The sequence below is a fragment of the Nocardiopsis mwathae genome (assembly GCF_014201195.1).
In the GTDB taxonomy this organism is placed as follows: Bacteria; Actinomycetota; Actinomycetes; order Streptosporangiales; family Streptosporangiaceae; genus Nocardiopsis_C; species Nocardiopsis_C mwathae.
Map to the genome: position 1 here is coordinate 248,226 of NZ_JACHDS010000001.1, position 19,263 is coordinate 267,488.

Sequence of the window (19,263 nt, forward strand, 5' to 3'; positions counted from 1 at the left end):
GCACATCCAGAGGATTCACCCTGGTACACGCGGGGAAGGATGTCTCCCCGGCCTGAGGGCCGGAGCCGAACCGCGAGGCAGGGTCGGCGCCCGAACCGGTGCGGCGGTCCCTGCCACCCCGATGGAGACGGAGGCGATGGAGTGTCTGCAACGTGCCGCGGCATCATCACCGACTGGGGCGGGGTGCTGACCTCGCCGCTCCACGACACGATCGACGCATGGCTCGCCGCCGACCGGATCGATCCCGAGCGCTACCGCACGGTGATGCGTTCCTGGGTCGCGGGTGCCTACGGCAACGGCAATGGCGACGGCGACGGCAGCCCGATCCACGCCCTGGAGCGCGGCGAGGTCGACACGGGGGAGTTCGAGCGCGCCCTCGCCGCCGAGCTGCGGCTGGTCGACGGCGGCGAGGTTCCGGCCGCCGGCCTGATCGAGCGGATGTTCTCCCGGTTCCACCCGGTCGACGAGATGTACGCGGTGCTGCGCCAGGCCCGGGGCCAGGGGGTGCGCACCTGCCTGCTGTCCAACTCATGGGGCAACGGCTATCCCAGGGACCGCTTCGCCGACTCCTTCGACGCCGTGGTCATCTCCGGCGAGGTGGGTATGCGCAAGCCCGAACCGGAGATCTTCAGGCACGCCCTGGAGCTGACCGGTCTGTCCCCCGCGGAGTGCGTGTTCATCGATGACATCGAACACAACGTGCGGGCCGCCGTCGAGCTCGGCATGACCGGCATCCTGCATCGCGACCCCGCCGAGACGCGCGATCGGCTCGCCCGGACCTGCGGGATCGCGGTGGACCCGCCGCCGCCGTAGCGCGACGAACGGCCGACTCGGCGCCGTGGCCTGCGGCTACGGCGCCGAGTCGGGAAGCGGTTCGCCCCGATTTTCGGCATACTCAGCCTGTCAGCACCGCCCGCCCGAAGGCCGAGTCCAACGATGCGCATCTACCTGCCGAGCACCCTGCCCGCCCTCGCCACCGTCCTCGCGGACGGGGAGGTGCGCGGAGCGCCGATCACCGCGTTCGCGGTCACCGCGGAACTGAGCGCCGGCGCGGGTGGCCGGGACGGCGAAGAGCTCGAATACGAAGCGCTGCGCGCCGCCGCCGACGCGTCCCTGGCCCTCCTGGCCGAGGACCCCCAGGCCCCGCGCCGCCGCGTCGTCCTCGCGGCCGACCTCCCGGACAAACTGATCAGCCCCTGTCCGGACACCCTCCACCCGGCCGCCGTCACGGTCGCGGGGGCGGTCCCCCTCAAGCGCATCGCCTCCGCCCACATCGACGACACCGACGCGACCGACGACATCACCCGTGCCGTCGCCGCCCCCGACGCGGGCCACGACGACGAACACGAATTGCTTTGGTATGCGACACAAGAGTTGAAATACCTCGTGGAATAGATTCCCGGAGGATCGGCCGAGGCCGGTCGGCCGCGTCGGCGGCAGCGGCATCCCTCCCGATCCCCGCCCTGGTGTCCGCTCCGCAATAAACATGGGGTTCTAACGGATAAGCACGGGGTTCTATCGGATAAAACGGACGCGATCGGATGCGAGCCCATGATCATCTCGGGGCGGCTCTGACCGGGGAGTGGGAGCGGCGCCCCCGAGCCCCTGCCGCCTTCGGTGCCGCTTTTTCCACCGAACATCCCGCGGGAGACCGGCTGCAAGGCCGCCCGGCGGGCCCCGGTGCCCTCGGTTCCTCCCCGGCGACCGTCGGTGAGCGCAACGGTCACGCAGGATGAGCGGCTCGGCCATCGTCGGGGAGGGGGCGCGGATCTAGCTTCGGAAGGGCGGCTCCCGGGTCGGCTGCCGGGAGCGATGTCCCCCGCACACGGACCGCAGGAGGCACCAGTGCCCGGATCCGTTCGTTCTTCCGCAGACCCCTCCGTACAACCTTCCGCCGACCCCGCCGCACGGCGCTCGTCCGTGCGGCGTTCGTCCGAAGCGCGCTCCGCCGTTCTTCCGGCCGGCCTGGCCCGGGACTCGGCCGAACGGTTCGCGGCGCATACCGCGGTCCGGTCGGTCCGGCCGAGCCGCTGGCCGGAGCTGACCTACGCGCAGCTCGGCGACGTCACCGACGACGTCGCGCGCGGGCTCTTAGCGCTCGGCGTCGAGGGCGGCGACCGGGTGGCGATCCTGTCCGAGACGCGGCCCGAGTGGACCGTGTGCGACCTCGCGATCGGGGCCGTCGGAGCCATCGGCGTCCCGGTGTACCCGACCAACAGCGCGGAGGACTGCCGCTGGGTGCTCGGCGACTCCGAGTCGTCCGTGCTGATCTGCGAGGACGCGGCGCAGGTGGAGAAGGTGCGGCCGCTGCTGCCCGAGCTGCCGCGCCTTGGGCACATCGTGGTGCTGGACACCCCGGACGGGCCGGTGGCCGGTGCCATCCCCCTCGACGAGCTGCTGGAGCGCGGCGCGGGCGTGAGCGTCGAGGCGGTCCGCGACCGGGAGGCGCGCGTGCGCTCCGGCGACCTGTCCACCATCATCTACACCTCCGGGACCACCGGCCCGCCCAAGGGCTGCCTGATCGGCAACGGGCACTGGCAGGCCACCCTGGACGGCCTCGACGCCGGGATGCCGGTGCGCGCGGGCGAGAGCATCTACCTCTACCTGCCGCTCGCGCACGCCTTCGCCCGCATCGTGCAGTACGTCGCCCTCACCCGGGGCGCCACCCTGCACATCTTCGGCGGCGACGTCCGCAACGTGGTCGCCGAACTCGGCGAGGTGCGCCCCGACTACCTGCCGTCGGTCCCGCTGCTGTTCGAGAAGGTGCACACCCGCGTGCGGACGCTGCTCGGTCAGGCCCCCGAAGCGGACCGGGCGGCCTTCGACCGCGCCGTCGACCTCGGCGGGCGGGTGCGGGCGGCCCGGGAGCGGGGCGAACCGGTCGACCCCGAGGTCGAGGCGGAGTTCACCGAGGCCGACGACCGGTGGCTGTCCATGGTCCGCGGTGTGTTCGGCGGCCGTCTGAAGGAGGCGCTGACCGGGTCCGCCCCCATCGCCCCGGAGATCCTGGACTTCTTCCACGCCTGCGGCGTCCCGGTCAACGAGGGCTACGGGATGACCGAGTCGGCGGCGGTCCTCACCCTGAACAGCCCCGGTGACCGGCGCTTCGGTACCGTGGGCCGCCCGCTGCCCGGGGTCGAGGTCAGGATCGCCGAGGACGGGGAGATCCTGGCCCGCGGCGCCAACGTCTTCGCCGGCTACCACCGTGCCCCCGCCGACACCGTCGAGATCCTCGCCGACGGCTGGCTGCACACCGGCGACCTCGGCGAGTTCGACGCCGACGGCTACCTGCGTGTCACCGGCCGGAAGAAGGACCTGATCATCCCGGCCAGCGGCAAGAACATCAGCCCCGCCAACATCGAGGGCGACCTGCGCGGCTCCCCATGGATCTCGCACGCCATGGTCTTCGGCGACCGGCGCCCCCACCTGGTGGCGCTGCTGACCCTGGACCCCGACGAGGTCGTGCCCTGGGCGCGCGAGCGGGGACTGCCCGACGACCCCGCGGAACTCGCCGCCCACCCGGACGTCCGCGCACTCATCCGGCAAGTCGTGGACGAGGCGGGTGCCCGCCACTCCCGCCCCGAGCGGGTGCGCGCCTTCGCCGTCCTCCCCCGCGACTTCTCCGTGGAGGCGGGGGAGCTCACCCCGTCCCTCAAGCTCCGCCGGGCCATCGTGGCCGAGCGGTACCGACACCTCCTGGACGACCTGTACGACACGCCGAAACCCGCGTGACCGTGCGGCGGCCATCTCCGCACGGCCGCGCGGCCCGGCGCCATCCCCCATCCGGATCGACATCCGTGACGAAAGGTCCGACCCATGCGCCCACTACCGCTCCTCGCGGCGGCGACCTCCGCCCTGCTCCTCGGCGGCCTGCTCGCCACCGGCACGGCCGCGGCCGCCCCCGCGCCCGCCGACCCCGCTCCGGCGGGCGCCGCAGCCTCGGCCGACGACCTGCTCAACGGCGGGCCCGGCGTCGACATACCGCAGATGCCCCGGCCCCGCTCCGGTGCCGACCCGTGGCCCGACGCGCCCGGGGCCAACGACTTCTCCTGCCAACCGACGAAGAAGCACCCCCGCCCGGTGATCCTGCTGCACGGCTACGGCGCCAACGGGTTCGGCAACTGGCAGCTCCTCTCCCCGCGCCTCGCCCTGCGCGGGTACTGCGTCTTCGCCCCCACCTACGGCCTGCGGACCGAGCTCCCGCTGCCGCTCAGCGCGATCGGCGGGGCGGTGCCGATGGAGCAGAGCGCCCAGGAGCTCTCCGACTACGTCGACCGGGTGCTGGAGGCCACCGGCGCCGAGGAGGTCGACATCGTCGGCCACTCCCAGGGCAGCCTGATGCCGAACTACTACGTCAAGTTCCTCGGCGGGGCCGACAAGGTCCGCAACTACGTCGCGCTGACCCCGTTGTGGAACGGGACCGCCTTCTTCGGCGCGGCCGAGGTCAACCGGCTGGGCATCGCCTGGGGGCTGGACCCGACGCTGGGCCGGTCGGTCGACAGGATCTGCGGGCCGTGCCGCCAGTTCCTGCGCGGCTCGGACTTCATCGAGAAGATGAACGAGGGCGGGGCGGCCGTCCCCGGGGTCACCTACACGACCATCATGACCCGCTACGACCTGCTCATCCAGCCCTACACCAGCGGCTACCTCGAAGGCGACGACGTCACCAACATCGTGCTGCAGGACCGGTGCAGGACCAACGTCTCCGGGCACATCGCCGTCGCGTTCGACCCGGTCGTGCACCGTCACGTGTTCAACGCGCTCGACCCCGACTCGGCGCGGCCGCCGCTCTGCCTGTGATTCCGCGGCCCCGGTGACCGGCGGTGCTCCCCGCACGGCGGCGGGGGGCACCGCTCGCTGCGGTAGGCGCCGGGCGTGGTCCCGGCCCAGCGTTTGAAGGCGCGCTGGAAGGCGCTGGCTTCGGAGAACCCGAGGTGCTCGGCGATCTCGGCGACGCTCCACCCCCGGTCGGCCAGCGCCGACACCGCCGCGTCCCGGAGCACCTCGTCGCGGATCTCCCGGAAGGACACCCCCTCGGCACGCAGGTGGCGGCGGAGCGTCTGCGGGCTCATGTTCAGCCGCGCCGCCACCTCGTGTGCCGGGGGTGTGCCCCCGGCGACGTCCCGGTCGAGGATGCGCCGCACCCGCTCGCCGATGGCGACCGGTGGCCGCAGCCCGGCCAGCAGGCCGGCGGGGGAACCGGCCAGCAGGGCCCGCAGGTCGTGCTCGCCGCGGACGATCGGTGCGGCGAGATCGGCCTCCGCCAGCACGAGGGCGGGGCGCGGGCGCTCGTAGCGGATCGGCTCGCCCAGGACGAGCCGGTGGTCGGCGACCGACGCCGCGCGGGGGTGTGCGAGCTCCACCAGGGACGGCCGCAGCCGGCGCCCGATCGCCCAGGACGCCAGCCGCAGGGTGATGCCCAGCAGGCACAGCTCGATGAACGGCCCGAGCCGCGGCGGCATGGCCACGCTGAACTCCCAGCGGGCCGCGGGTGCGGGTGCGGTCACCACGGTGCTGAGCCGGGCGCGCGGTGCGCCGGGGAACAGGGCGTAGAAGGACCCGGCCCGGCGCAGCGCCGATGCGAGGTCGGGGCAGTGGATGGCGGTGCGGCACATCATCGCGAACGTGCCCGGCCGGACCGACTCGTCGGCGAGGCCGAGGAATTCGTCGTCGAGCGCGGCGCACACGTCGCGGACGAGCCGGGCGAAGCTCTCCGCGGGCACTCGCGCGCCGCGGACGCCGAGTAGCGAGGGCGCGACGCCCGCTCCGACGAGCAGTGGGCCGGCGTCGAGCCCGCGCCGCCGTGCTCCCCAGAGCACCACGCGTACGCAGTCGATCGTCACCGTCGTGTCCGACACGAGCGCAGCTTAACTCGCGGGTAACGTCCGTGGTATCGGATTGAACGACGAAAACGTGATCCGTGCCATCGGAGTCCGGTAGCGGCGGCACACGTTCGGACGTGGGCGTACGGTGCGGCGGCGCGCGATACCGCCCCGGCCCATCCGGGTATGCCAGCAGACGCAGACCCATTCGGGAGGCGTTCATGGATGCCGTGACACGGGTGCCCGTTCCCGTCAACGAACCCAACCTGAGCTACGCGCCGGGGACCCCGGAGCGCGCGGAGCTGACGGCGGAGATCGACCGCCAGACCGGCGGCGAGTATGAACTCGGCCAGACCATCGGCGGGGTGACCCGGCTCGGCCTGGGGGAACTCGTTCCCGCCGTCCAGCCGCACAAGCACGCCCACGTCCTGGGCCGGATGGCCGATGCGACCGACGGCGACGTCCGGGAGGCGATCGACGCCGCCCGTGCCGCCGCCCCCGCCTGGCGTGCGATGTCCCCCGACGACCGCGCCGCGATCCTGCTGCGCGCCGCCGACCTCCTGGCCGGGCCGTGGCGTGCCCGGGTCAACGCCGCCACGATGCTCGGCCAGTCCAAGTCGGTCCAGCAGGCCGAGATCGACGCCGCCTGCGAACTGATCGACTTCTGGCGCTTCAACGTGGCCTTCGCCCGCCGCCTTTACGAGGAGCAGCCGCTGTCCACACGCGGTGTGTGGAACCGCCAGGAGATGCGCCCGCTCGAAGGCTTCGTGCTGGCCATCACCCCGTTCAACTTCACCGCGATCGCGGGCAACCTCCCCACGGCCCCCGCCCTCATGGGCAACGTGGTGGTGTGGAAGCCCTCGCCCACCCAGACCTTCTCCGCCTGGTACGTGATGCGCCTGCTGGAGGAGGCGGGGCTGCCGCCGGGCGTGATCAACATGGTCACCGGCGACGGCGCCGCGGTGTCGCGGGTCGCGCTGACCCAGCCCGACCTCGCAGGAATCCACTTCACCGGCTCCACCGGAACCTTCCGGCATCTGTGGCGGACGGTGGGCGAGAACATCTCCACCTACCGGGGCTACCCGCGCATCGTCGGTGAGACCGGCGGCAAGGACTTCGTCGTCGCACACTCCTCCGCCGACCCCGACGTGCTGCGCACCGCCTTGGTCCGCGGTGCGTTCGAGTACCAGGGGCAGAAGTGCTCGGCGGCGTCGCGCGCCTATGTGCCGCGCAGCGTGTGGTCGGTCATGCGCGACGGCCTGCTCACCGACGTCAAGTCGCTGACCATGGGCGATGTGACCGGTGACCTGTCGACGTTCATGGGCGCGGTCATCGACGAGCGGGCGTTCGCCAAGAACGCCGCCGCGCTTGAGCGAGCCCGGGCGACCGACTCGATCACCGTCCTCGCCGGCGGCACCGCCGACGACTCGGTCGGCTACTTCGTCCAGCCCACCGTGCTGGAGTGCGACGACCCCGAGGACGAGGTGTTCCGCACCGAGTACTTCGGTCCGATCCTGGCCGTGCACGTCTACGACGACGGCGACTACGGGCGGGTCCTGGCACAGATGGCCGACGTCGCGCCCTACGCCCTGACGGGGGCGGTCGTCGCCCGCGACCGCGACGCCATCGCCGCCGCCGACGCCGCGCTGCGGTTCTCCGCGGGGAACTTCTACATCAACGACAAGCCCACCGGCTCCATCGTGGGCCAGCAGCCGTTCGGCGGGGCACGCGCCAGCGGGACCAACGACAAGGCCGGCTCCGTACTCAACCTGGCCCGTTGGGCCAGCGCCCGGGTGATCAAGGAGGCCTTCGTCCCACCGACGGACTGGCGCTACCCGCACATGGGGTAGCGGGTGCCGCATGCCGTCGGCACCGGCAGGTCGCGCGGGTCGGCGGGCGGCGCTCCGTCAGCCCTGTGGGATCAGGCGGCGGATCGCCTCCAGATCCTGGGAGGCACCGGAGGCGGCCGCGTCGGCCTTGTGCAGGAGGCCGATCAGGTGCCGGGTGCCGCTCTCGGCCGCCTCGCGCATCCGTTCGCACTGGTGGTCGGCGTACTCCTGGGTACGGTCCCGGTCGGTGCCGTCCTGGAAAAGGGCCCACCCGGCGAAGCCGAACGCGGCGATCCCGCCGATCCAGGCGAGTACCGAACCGAAGACCAGGGCCAGAGCGACCAGGAAGACGCCGACGGCCGCGGAGAAGAGCGTGGTGTTTCGCCGCTCGGATCCGCCGCCGCTGTAGCGTCGCATGATCCTCGCCTCCACATCGCGTAGCGCTTGGCGGTCGGGTCCCTGGCGCGTGATCCCGAGGCGTTCGCCCTGTTCGGTGAGCATGGCCGGGCCGGTCCACGGCTCCTGCGCCTGCTCGGCGAGAGATTCGGCCATGGCCACCGCCTGGGTGCCCCCGAACGAGAAGGCGAACTCGCGCCGGGCGAACGGGGCGCTCGGGTCGGTGGAGTCGGTCAGGAGGAGGCCGTCCAGACGGCCGACCTCGGCCTCCCACCGGGGGCGCTGGGGTGTGGCCGGGGCGCTGCCGCTGTTCTCGATGATCGCGCGCAGGTGGACGGCGCGCTCCAGCAGCGGCGCCTCCCCCGGGCTGCCCTCGTCGATCAGCAGCCGCAGGGTTTCCGCCACCGACGGCGCGGGCGCCGCAGCCGGCGTGCCCGTGCCTGCGGGGCCGGCCGGAGTCGGATCTCCGAGAGCCCGCTCCAGCCGCTCTCGCAGGGCCGTCAGTCGCGCGGCCGCGTGTATCCGTTCGTGGATCCCTTCCGTTCCGGTGAGGACGACAGGTGACTGCTCCGTCCTGGAACGGGGGACGTCGATCCGCCACATGTCGCCGCCCGTCGGCAGCCCGTTCTCGCGAAGCGCCGCCTGGGTCCGAAAGCGCAGCTCGTCGCGGGCGTCGGTGCCCAGCAGGCCGTCGGCGGTCAGCAGCCACAGCGCCCGCTGCCAGCGAGTCACCCCGTGCGGCAGCTCGGGCAGCAGATGGGCACACAGGGGCGCGCCCACTTCGGGTAGATGCTGCGGCGCGGTCACCGCTGTCGCCAGGATCGCGAACACACGGCCCCGGACCGCATTGCGTTGGGCGGCATCGGCGAAACGGGCCTGTGCCGTTCCCACATCGCCGCCGGTCAGCGCGTGCAGCCCATGGGCGGCCGGGACCAGCCAGTATCCGGAGGGGTCGTCGAGCCGCAGCTCGTCGGGGCGCTCACCGTCGAGCATCTGACGGGTGCGGTGGCGCGTCAGCGCCGTGTCCCCGAAGAGGGCCAACTCGGCGCGGATGTCGCTGAGTTCGACGAAGGCGTCGAAGGAGGCGGAGATCGCGTCCAGCCGCTTCTCCAGTGAGCCGCGCACCTGGCTCAGCTCCGAGTGGAGCCGGTGCCGGTCGCGGGACGCCGCCTGCCGTGCCCGGTAGAGGTTTTCCTCCAGGTCCCGGATCTGCCGGTTCTGCCGCTGGTCGGTGATGTTCCAGTCGCCGAAGAAGAAATCGACGACGCCGTCCGAGTCCCTGTATCTGCCGGTGCTCATGTGCCCCTGTTCCCCTGGCGATGGCGTCCTTCCGCCGGACCGGGATAATGGGGGCGGATGTTGCCCGCCCCCTTGTCCCGCGAGGAGTCTGCCATCAGCCGGCTGGTGTTGTGGAACATCGATCTCACCCTCGTCGACGTCGCCCAGGTGACGCGGGCCGCCTACGCCGAGGCGTTCCAGCGTGTCACCGGGGAGCCCCTGGTGTACCTGGCGTCGACCGCGGGCCGCACCGACTCCGAGGTCTTCTACGAGTTCCTGGCCCGCAACGACATCGAGATCGACTCCGACGGCGCGCAGACCGCCGAGTTCCTGACGGCCCTGGGTGAGGCGTTCGCCCGGCGCCGCGACCAGCTCCCGGCGCGGGGCCGGGCGATGCCCGGCGCGCAGGCGGCGCTGGCCGCCGTCGCGAGCATGCGCGACGAGCACACGGTGCAGACGGTCGTCACCGGGACGATCATGGCCAACGCGATGGCCAAGCTCGCGGCGTTCGGCCTCGACGGCTACCTGGACCTGAGCATCGGCGGGTTCGGGTCGGAGCACTACCCCAAGGCCAGCCTGATCCAGTTCACCCGGATGCGTGCGGCCGAGGCGCACGGTTCGGCGTTCCCGGAATCCGCCACGGTCTATGTCACCGACTCCGCGCGCGACGTCGAGGCGGCCCTGATCGGGCACGCCACCCCCATCGGGGTCGCCAGCGGGTCGACCACCGAGTCGCAGCTGCGGGCGGCCGGGGCGCAGCACGTGCTGGAGGACCTCACCGACCAGCAGGCCCTGCTGGCCATGATCCGCAGCGCCACGGCCCTGCCGCAGGCACGCTGACCTGGGGGATCGCCTCGCCTGAATCGTGCGATGCCGGGGGCATCGCGGCCCGCCGCCGGTATTCCCGGGCGGTTCCCAGGTGTCCGGAAGCGGCCCGAGGCGTGAATGTGACGTATCTCCCGCGCATACTGTCCTGGGAGGGGATGTCCCGTCCCGCAATGCACTGCATACCTGCCGAAACGTACAGTTAACGGTGTTGATCACTGTTCTACCGTGTGAAACGCAGTAGCCTAGGCCGTGGCGGCGGCCGGACAACGGTGTCCGAGCCCCACGCGCCACGACCTGTGCGCACAGGTTCCTCCACCGGAATGCGGGTCGCCGAGGACGGTGATCCACCGACACACAACATCACAAGTCACATCACCCGATGTTCCGGGGCCGGTCCCCAGGTCGGATTCCGGTCGTCACCCCCGACGCTCACAAAGGAGTGAGATCGCACCATGTCCGGGCAGCCTGACACCGTTCAGGACCAGTTGCTTCGTGATGCGGCCACGCAGTGGACCGCGGCCCCCGGCGGCCCGTCCGAAACGGACGACCCCCAGCGGATCGAGCGGTTCCTGCACCTCTACTACCGGCACGTCGACCCCGAGGAGCTCAAGGAGCGCAGCCCCGCGGAGATCTGCGGCGCGGCCATGTCGCACCTGAGGCTCGCCGAGCACCGGCTCCAGGGACGCGCGAAGGTGCGTGTCCACACCCCCGCGGAGGACCGCGAGGGCTGGGAGCGCGGCCAGACCGTCGTCGAGATCGTCACCGACGACGCCCCCTTCCTGGTCAACTCCGTCGCCATGGAGCTCGCCCGCCGCGGCATGGGCGTGCAGCGGATCGTCCACCCCCAGCTGAAGGTCTCCCGCGATCTCACCGGCGAGCTGCGCGAGATCGAGCCGGAGGACACCGGGGCCGACCTGCTCCCCATCGCCGAGTCCTGGATCCACGTCGAGATCGACCGGCAGACCGACGCCACCGTCCTCAAGCAGCTGGAGGCGGACCTGGAGCGCGTCATCGGCGACGTCCGGCACGTCGACGAGGACGGTGCCAAGATGAGCTGCCGTGCGCTGGCGCTCGCCGACGAGATCAGCGCCAACACCGCCGCGATCGCCGCCGGCGGCGTCAGCGAGCAGGAGATCGCCGAGAGCGTCGAGTTCCTGCGCTGGGTGGCCGACCGCAACTTCACCTTCATCGGGTACCGCGAGTACGCGCTGGTCGGCGACGATGAAGGCCGCGACGCGCTGAGCCCGCAGGCCGGCACCGGCCTGGGCGTGATGCGCATGGACACCCCCGTGTCGGGGAGCTTCGCCGCGCTGCCCGCCGAGGTCCGCGCCAAGGCGCGCGAACCGCACGTGCTGGTGCTCACCAAGGCCAACTCCCGGGCCACCGTGCACCGCCCCAAGTACCTCGACTACATCGGCGTCAAGAAGTTCGACGCCGACGGCGGGATCATCGGCGAGTACCGCTTCCTCGGCCTGTTCACCCACCAGGCCACCACCACGAGCATCAGCCGCATCCCGATCCTCAAGCGCAAGCAGGCCGAGGTCCTCGACCTCGCCGGGTTCGACGCCGACAGCTACGACGGCAAGGACCTGGTGGAGATCCTGGAGGGCTTTCCGCGCGAGGAGCTGCTGCAGACCCCCGTCCCCGAGCTCTACAACATCGTGCTGGGTGTGCTGCGGCTGCGCGAGCGCCGCGGAACCAAGCTGTTCCTGCGCCGCGACCCCTACGGCCGCTACACGTCGTGCCTGGTGTACATGCCGCGCGACCGCTACACCACGCAGGTCCGCCTCGACATCCAGCACGCGCTGGCCAGCGCGTTCCACGGTGCCACCATGGAGCACAGCGTCATGGTCGGCTCCGCGCCCTTCGCCCGCCTCTACATCGTGGTGCGCGCCGAGCGCGGCCGCATGCTGGCCGACGTCGACCACGCCGCGCTGGAGGCCGAGGTCGTCAAGGCCACCCGCTCCTGGGACGACGACCTCCTCGTCGAGCTCACCCAGCGCTACGGAACCGACCGCGCCACCGCGATCGCCGGTCGCTACCGCGATGCCCTGAGCGAGGGCTACAAGGTCGACACCTCCGCCGCCACGGCCGTCGACGACATCGCCCGGATCGACGCACTGGGCGAGGGCGAACTCGCCGTCAACCTCTACCGGTCGGACTCCGAGGACTCCGCCGAGTGGCGGTTCAAGGTGTACCGCAAGGGCGACCCGATCTCCCTGTCCAAGGTGCTGCCGCTGCTGGAGCACATGGGCGTCGAGGTGGAGGACGAGCGCCCCTACGGCATCACCGCCCCGGGCGCCGACCGCGGCGGCACCGGCCGGGCGTGGATCTACGACTTCGGCCTGGCCCCGATCCAGGGCGCCGTGCAGCTCCCGGAGAACCAGCTCAAGTTCCTCTTCGAAGAGGCCTTCAGCGCCCTGTGGGAGGGCCGCGGCGAGTCCGACGGGTTCAACGCGCTGGTGCTGCGCGCCGGGCTGACCTGGCGCCAGCTCACCATCCTGCGCGCCTACGCCAAGTATCTGCGGCAGGCGGGGAGCACGTTCAGTCCCGCCTACATCGCCGACGTGCTCGTCGCCAACGTGCACATCGCCAACCTGCTGGTCCGGCTCTTCGAGTCGCGCTTCGACCCGCGCCACGACGCAGGGCGCTCGGAGCGCTCCGAGGCCATCACCGAGGAGATCAACGGCGAGCTCGACCTGGTCGCCAGCCTCGACCAGGACCGCATCCTGCGGTCCTTCCTGGCGATGATCCAGGCCACGCTGCGCACCAACTACTTCCAGGGCGACGGCGACAAGCCCTACCTGGTCTACAAGCTCGACCCGCAGGCCATCCCGGACCTGCCCGCGCCCCGGCCCCGGTTCGAGATGTACGTCTACTCCCCGCGCATGGAGGGCGTGCACCTGCGCTTCGGCTCGGTCGCCCGCGGCGGACTGCGCTGGTCGGACCGCTTCGAGGACTTCCGTACCGAGATCCTGGGCCTGGTCAAGGCGCAGATGGTGAAGAACTCGGTCATCGTCCCCAACGGCGCCAAGGGCGGCTTCGTGTGCAAGCGGCTGCCCGTCGGGGGCGACCGCGACGCCGTCATGAACGAGGTCGTGGCCTGCTACAAGCAGTTCATCGGCGGCCTGCTCGACGTCACCGACAACCTCGTCGAGGGCGCCGTGGAGCACCCGAGCGACGTCGTCCGCTACGACGGCGACGACTCCTACCTGGTCGTGGCCGCGGACAAGGGCACCGCGACGTTCTCCGACATCGCCAACGGCATCTCCCTGGAGCGCGGCTTCTGGCTGGGCGACGCGTTCGCGTCCGGCGGGTCGGTCGGCTACGACCACAAGGCCATGGGCATCACCGCCCGCGGTGCCTGGGAATCGGTCAAGTACCACTTCCGCGAGATGGGCGTCGACGTCCAGAACGAGGACTTCACCGCCGTCGGCGTCGGCGACATGTCCGGCGACGTCTTCGGCAACGGCATGCTCCTGTCGGAGCACACCCGCCTGGTCGCCGCGTTCGACCACCGGCACGTCTTCCTCGACCCGAACCCCGACGCCGCGCGCAGCCACGCCGAGCGGAGCCGGATGTTCGAGCTGCCGCGCAGTTCCTGGGCCGACTATGACACGTCGGTGATCTCCGAGGGCGGCGGGGTGCACCCGCGCACCGCCAAGTCGATCCACATCACCCCGCAGGTCCGCGAGGCCCTGGGGATCGACGCCGACGTCACCTCACTCACGCCCTTCGAGCTGATCAAGCACATCCTCAAGGCCCCGGTGGACCTGCTGTGGAACGGCGGCATCGGCACCTACGTCAAGGCCACCGGCGAGACGCACGCCTCGGTCGGCGACAAGGCCAACGACCAGGTGCGCGTCGACGCCTCGGAGCTGCGCTGCAAGGTCGTCGGCGAGGGCGGCAACCTCGGCCTCACCCAGGCGGCGCGGATCGAGTTCGCGCTGGCCGGAGGCCGGGTCAACTCCGACTTCGTGGACAACTCCGCCGGTGTGGACACCTCCGACCACGAGGTCAACATCAAGATCATGCTGGACCGGGAGGTGCGGGCCGGCCGGCTGGACAAGGACGAGCGCGACCGGCTGTTCCTCGGCATGACCGACGAGGTGGCCGACCTCGTGCTGGCCAACAACTACGCGCAGAACGTCGTGCTGGCCGCGGCGCGCAAGCAGTCCGAGGGCATGCTCCACGTCCACCAGCGCTACATGCGCCAGCTGGAGCGGACCGGGCAGCTCAAGCGGAAGCTGGAGAACCTGCCCGACGACAAGGCCATCGCCTTGCGCCGGTCCAGCGGCCAGGGCCTGACCGGGCCGGAGTTCGGCACGCTGATCGCCTACACCAAGATCACCCTCAAGGACCGGATCGCCGACTCCGACCTGCCGTCCGACCCCTACCTGCGGGACACGCTCACCGAGTACTTCCCCACGGCGCTGCGCGAGCGGTTCGCCGACGCCATGCCGGACCACCCGCTGGCCCGGGAGATCATCACCAACCAGGTGGTGAACGACATGGTGAACCGCTCCGGCTCGACGTTCGCGTTCCGGCTCAACGAGGAGCTGGGCGCGTCCGCCGACGACATCGCGCGGGCGTTCCTGGTGGTGCAGGAGGTGTTCGGGCTCCGCGACTTCTGGCGGTCCGTGGAGGACCTCGACCACAAGGTCGAGGTCGCCACCCAGCTGGACATGCTGCTGGAGGCCCGCAAGCTGGCCGAGCGCTCCGCGCGCTGGCTGCTGCAGAACCGCACGTCCCTGTTCGACCTGGGCGAGGAGATCGCGTTCTTCGCCGAGGGTGTGGCCGCGATCGTGCCGCAGCTCTCCGAACTGCTCAAGGGCCGCGACCTGGCCGGGTTCATCGACCGCCGCGACCGGTTCACGGCGCGCGGTGTCCCGGTGGAGCTGGCCGAGCAGGTCGCCGCCATGGTCCCGGCCTACTCCACCTTCGACCTGGTGGAGGTCGGCCACCGCACCGGCCGCCCGCTGCGGGAGGTCGCCGAGGTCTACTTCGACCTGGCCGAACGGCTGCAGATCGCGCGGCTGCGGGAGCGGATCATCGCGCTGCCGCGCGACGACCGCTGGAACACGATGGCGCGCTCGGCCGTTCGCGACGACCTGTACGCCACGCACGCCGACCTCACCGGCCGGGTGCTGCTGTCCTGCGGCGAGGGCGAGCCGGTCGACGCCATGCGGAGGCAGTGGACGGAGCAGAACAGGGCCACCCTGGAGCGCGCCGGGCAGACCCTCTCGGAGATCTGGGAGACCGAACGCTTCGACCTGGCCACCCTTTCGGTGGCGCTGCGCTCGATCCGCTCGCTGGTCGGTTCCTGACCGCAGCCGACCCGGTTCACCTGGGCCGCGCCCCGCAACGGGGCGCGGCCCTTTCGGCCATGTGAAGGTCGGCGTTCGCGACGCCCTAGACTTGGGCACGTGGCAGACCTAGACCCCGCAGAAAAGATCAAGGAACTCTCGTCGACCCTGGCGAGCGTGGAATCCGTGCTGGACCTCGACGCCAAGAACACGGAGATCGAACAGCTGCGTGAGCAGTCTGCCGACCCCGAGCTCTGGAACGACGCGGACAACGCGCAGAAGGTGACCCGCCGACTCGCCAACCTGGAGTCCGTGGTCACGAAGGTCGGCAACATCCGCCGCCGTCTCGACGACCTCGGTGTGCTCTACGAACTGGCCGCGGCCGAGGACGACGCCGACACGCTGGCCGAGGCCGACGGCGAGCTTGAGGCGCTGCGCAAAGAGGTCGGCGAGCTGGAGGTGCGCACGCTCCTCAACGGCCCCTACGACGAGCGTGAGGCGCTGGTCACCATCAACGCGCAGGCCGGGGGGGTGGACGCCGCCGACTGGGCGCAGATGCTGCAGCGCATGTACCTGCGCTGGGCCGAGCGGCACGGCTACCCCACCGACGTCTACGACACCTCGTATGCCGAGGAGGCGGGGATCAAGTCGACCACGTTCGCGGTGAAGGCGCCGTTCGCCTACGGCACGCTGCGCGGTGAGCACGGCACGCACCGCCTGGTCCGGATCTCCCCGTTCGACAACCAGAGCCGCCGGCAGACGTCGTTCGCCGGTGTGGACGTCGTTCCGGTCATCGAGCAGAGCGACCACATCGAGATCGACGAGAGCGAGCTGCGGATCGACGTCTACCGGTCCAGCGGCCCCGGCGGCCAGGGCGTCAACACCACCGACTCCGCGGTGCGCATCACCCACCTGCCCACGGGCATCGTCACCTCGTGCCAGAACGAGCGCTCCCAGCTGCAGAACCGGGCCACCGCGATGTCGATGCTCCAGGCCAAGCTGCTGGAGCGCAAGCGCCGCGAGGAGCAGTCCACCATCGACGAGCTGCGCGGCGACAGCGTCAGCAGCTGGGGGACGCAGATGCGCAACTACGTGCTGCACCCCTACCAGAGTGTGAAGGACGCGCGCACGAACGTGGAGTCGGGTAACCCGACGGCCGTGCTGGACGGGCAGATCGACGAGTTCATCGACGCCGAGATCCGGTGGATGCGCAGCCAGGAGAACGAGGGCTAGCGGGATACCCGAGGCAGCACCGCGGTGGTGCGCGTGTGGCTGCTGCGACAGGGCCGCGGGCGCGCCGCGGCTCTTCGGGGCGGAGGCTCGGGCAGCAGGGTCAGGATCGCCACAAATCGGGTATATATGAATGTTATGGGTGGTTGACGCTTCCGATATGCTCGGACGTGCTGCCCATCAGGGGCAGCCGGGGCCGACGGGCCGTGTGGGGGAAACGCGGCGCCTGATATGCCCGCCCAGTCCTTCGGTGACATGGGGTGGAGGCACGACGGCGCACGTCGATCTGGACATTCCGGGTTGCCATCGCCTCTACACTGTCGATTGGCCCTGTGGCCGGTACTGCCCTGCGCGGAGGAACCCGTCCGCCTGGGCTCCCCTACCTCCGAGAACCTTGTGATGCACCTGTGATCCACTTCGAAAACGTCACCAAGGTCTACCCGACCCAGAAGCGCCCCGCTCTCGACGGCGTTTCCATCGACGTGGACAAGGGAGAGTTCGTCTTCCTGGTCGGACCGTCGGGTTCGGGTAAATCAACGTTCCTCAGGCTGGTCCTCAAGGAGGAGAAGCCCTCCCAGGGCAGGGTGCACGTCGCGGGCAAGGACCTCGCGCGCCTGTCCAACTGGAAGGTCCCGCACCTGCGGCGCCGCATCGGCTGCGTCTTCCAGGACTTCCGACTGCTGCCGAACAAGAACGTCTTCGAGAACGTCGCGTTCGCGCTGGAGGTCATCGGCAAGCCCCGGCGGTTCATCCGCAAGGTGGTGCCGGAGGTCGTCGAGCTCGTCGGCCTGGAGGGCAAGGCCACCCGTATGCCCGACGAACTGTCGGGTGGTGAGCAGCAGCGGGTCGCCATCGCCCGTGCGTTCGTCAACCGGCCGCAGATCCTGCTGGCCGACGAGCCCACCGGCAACATCGACCCCGCCACGTCGATCGGCATCATGAAGGTGCTCGACCGAATCAACCGCACCGGAACGACGGTCGTCATGGCGACCCACGATGCCGCGATCGTCGACTCGATGCGCAAGCGCGTCATCGAGCTCGAAGAGGGTGTCGTCGTCCGGGACCAGACGCGCGGCATCTACGGCCAGGCCTACTGAGCCTACAGACCAGCCGGGTCGGCCACGCGTCCTCTGCTGGCCGTAGCAGCGCGGCGAAGCCCCTAAGGATGGACCCTTAACACATCATGCGAGCACAATTCGTACTTTCCGAGATCTGGATCGGCCTGCGCCGCAACCTGACGATGACCATCGCGGTGATCATCACCGTGGCCATCTCGCTCTCGCTGTTCGGTGGCGGTCTGCTGATCATGCAGCAGGTCTCGCAGATGCGCGGGTACTGGGACTCCCGTGTCTCGCTCACGGTCTTCATGTGCACGAAGGCCGCGCCGTCCGCGGCGTGTGAGGAGAGCGGCGAGGCCACCAACGAGCAGCGCGACGAGGTCGAGGCGACGCTCAACGCGCTGCCGGAGGTCGAAAGCGTCAAGTACGTGACGCAGGCCGAGGCGTTCAAGGACTTCCAGGAGCGTTTCTCCAACCAGGAGGCCATGGCCGATGCCATCCGCGAGGGTGACATCCCGGACAACTTCCGCGTGCAGCTGAAGGACCCGGACCAGTACGACAAGGTCGCCGAGGCGGTCAGGGGCGCACCCGGCGTCGAGTCGGTCTCCGACGACCAGAAGGTGCTGGAGAAATTCTTCGGGCTGCTCGACGGCCTGAAGGTCGGCGCGCTGACCGTGGCGTTCATCCAGCTCGGAGCCGCGGCGCTGCTCATCGGCAACACGATCCGGCTGTCGGCCTACAGCCGCCGCCGCGAGACGGGAATCATGCGGCTGGTCGGCGCGTCGAACTTCTACATCCAGCTTCCGTTCCTGCTGGAAGGTGCCATCGCGGGCCTGATCGGCGGCGTCATCGCCTCCGGCTTCATCACCGCGGCCCGGTTCTTCCTGCTGGACAAGATCGAGGCCTGGTTCGCGTTCCCTGTCGCGCTGTCGACCGGTTCGCTGATGTACGTCATCGGGGTCTCGGTGATCCTCGGCGTGCTGCTGTGCACCGTCGCGTCGTTCCTGACGCTCCGGCGCTACCTCAGGGTGTAACTAAGGAGAACTGCGGTGCCACGGGAGAGAGGGCGCAAGGTCATCGCGCAGAACCGGCGCGCCCGGCACGACTACCACATCGACGACACCTACGAGGCGGGCCTCGTGCTCACCGGCACCGAGGTGAAGTCGCTGCGTGCCGGCCGCGCGTCCCTTACGGACGGGTTCGCGCACATCAAGAACGGAGAGGTGTGGCTGGAGAACGTCCACATTCCGGAGTACGCGCACGGAACGTGGACCAACCACGCCGCACGCAGGCCGCGTAAGCTGCTGCTGCACCGCGAAGAGATCGCCAAGCTGATCGCCAAGACCCAGGAGGCCGGGCGCACCCTCGTCCCGCTGTCCCTCTATTTCAGCGACGGCAACGCCAAGGTCGAGCTGGCACTCGCGCGCGGTAAGCGTGCCTATGACAAACGCCACGACATCGCCGAACGCGAGGCCAAGCGCGACATGGAGCGTGCGCTGCGCCGACGGCGCTGAGT

The 19,263-nt window shown here is 70.6% G+C and carries 13 protein-coding genes; 11 read left to right on the top strand and 2 right to left on the bottom strand.

Features of this window, described 5'->3' with window-relative positions:
* The first annotated feature begins 141 nt into the window (after window positions 1-141).
* The 4 genes from HNR23_RS01090 (at window position 142) to HNR23_RS01105 (ending at window position 4,800) form a co-directional block, all read left to right on the top strand.
* On the top strand, window positions 142-813 hold the full coding sequence (locus tag HNR23_RS01090; protein WP_343070375.1) for an HAD family hydrolase: 672 nt from the start codon (window positions 142-144) through the stop codon (window positions 811-813).
* 123 nt (window positions 814-936) lie between these two features.
* Window positions 937-1,395 carry a DUF6912 family protein gene (locus HNR23_RS01095; RefSeq protein WP_184072606.1) on the top strand — a complete coding sequence of 153 codons (459 nt, stop codon included), beginning with the start codon at window positions 937-939 and terminating at the stop codon, window positions 1,393-1,395.
* A gap of 525 nt (window positions 1,396-1,920) precedes the next feature.
* Window positions 1,921-3,732, top strand: coding sequence for an AMP-dependent synthetase/ligase (locus HNR23_RS01100; protein ID WP_221307991.1), 1,812 nt, complete (start codon window positions 1,921-1,923; stop codon window positions 3,730-3,732).
* A gap of 84 nt (window positions 3,733-3,816) precedes the next feature.
* The gene (locus HNR23_RS01105; RefSeq protein ID WP_184072610.1) at window positions 3,817-4,800 is read left to right on the top strand and encodes an esterase/lipase family protein; all 984 of its coding nucleotides are present in this window, start codon (window positions 3,817-3,819) and stop codon (window positions 4,798-4,800) included.
* Here HNR23_RS01105 and HNR23_RS27340 read toward each other — a convergent pair.
* Window positions 4,746-5,858 carry an AraC family transcriptional regulator ligand-binding domain-containing protein gene (locus HNR23_RS27340; RefSeq protein WP_184072612.1) on the bottom strand — a complete coding sequence of 371 codons (1,113 nt, stop codon included), beginning with the start codon at window positions 5,856-5,858 and terminating at the stop codon, window positions 4,746-4,748. The two genes, HNR23_RS01105 and HNR23_RS27340, sit on opposite strands and share 55 nt — an antisense overlap.
* Window positions 5,859-6,043: 185 nt before the next feature.
* On the opposite strand from HNR23_RS27340, the gene pruA reads away from it, so the two are divergent.
* Entirely contained in the window at window positions 6,044-7,672 is a 1,629-nt protein-coding gene (gene pruA, locus HNR23_RS01115) for an L-glutamate gamma-semialdehyde dehydrogenase (RefSeq protein ID WP_184072614.1), read from the top strand.
* A 57-nt stretch (window positions 7,673-7,729) separates the two neighbouring features.
* On the opposite strand, the gene HNR23_RS01120 is transcribed toward pruA, so the two are convergent.
* Window positions 7,730-9,346 (bottom strand): hypothetical protein, encoded by a 1,617-nt coding sequence (locus tag HNR23_RS01120; RefSeq protein ID WP_184072616.1) that lies wholly within the window; start codon window positions 9,344-9,346, stop codon window positions 7,730-7,732.
* A 57-nt stretch (window positions 9,347-9,403) separates the two neighbouring features.
* Here HNR23_RS01120 and HNR23_RS01125 point away from each other — a divergent pair, with 57 nt between their 5' ends.
* From HNR23_RS01125 to smpB, 6 genes are all read left to right on the top strand, one after another.
* Window positions 9,404-10,165: an HAD family hydrolase gene (locus tag HNR23_RS01125; protein ID WP_184072619.1), complete on the top strand. Its 762-nt coding sequence runs from the start codon at window positions 9,404-9,406 to the stop codon at window positions 10,163-10,165.
* 440 nt (window positions 10,166-10,605) lie between these two features.
* Window positions 10,606-15,480 carry an NAD-glutamate dehydrogenase gene (locus HNR23_RS01130; protein WP_184072621.1) on the top strand — a complete coding sequence of 1,625 codons (4,875 nt, stop codon included), beginning with the start codon at window positions 10,606-10,608 and terminating at the stop codon, window positions 15,478-15,480.
* Between the two features lie 99 nt (window positions 15,481-15,579).
* A complete protein-coding gene (prfB, locus tag HNR23_RS01135) occupies window positions 15,580-16,692 on the top strand; it encodes a peptide chain release factor 2 (protein ID WP_184072623.1) in 1,113 nt (370 codons plus the stop codon).
* A gap of 404 nt (window positions 16,693-17,096) precedes the next feature.
* The gene (gene ftsE, locus HNR23_RS01140) at window positions 17,097-17,786 is read left to right on the top strand and encodes a cell division ATP-binding protein FtsE (protein ID WP_184072625.1); all 690 of its coding nucleotides are present in this window, start codon (window positions 17,097-17,099) and stop codon (window positions 17,784-17,786) included.
* 86 nt (window positions 17,787-17,872) lie between these two features.
* Window positions 17,873-18,781 (top strand): permease-like cell division protein FtsX, encoded by a 909-nt coding sequence (gene ftsX / locus HNR23_RS01145; RefSeq protein WP_184072627.1) that lies wholly within the window; start codon window positions 17,873-17,875, stop codon window positions 18,779-18,781.
* A 15-nt stretch (window positions 18,782-18,796) separates the two neighbouring features.
* Window positions 18,797-19,261 (top strand): SsrA-binding protein SmpB, encoded by a 465-nt coding sequence (gene smpB, locus HNR23_RS01150; protein ID WP_184072629.1) that lies wholly within the window; start codon window positions 18,797-18,799, stop codon window positions 19,259-19,261.
* Window positions 19,262-19,263: the final 2 nt, after the last annotated feature.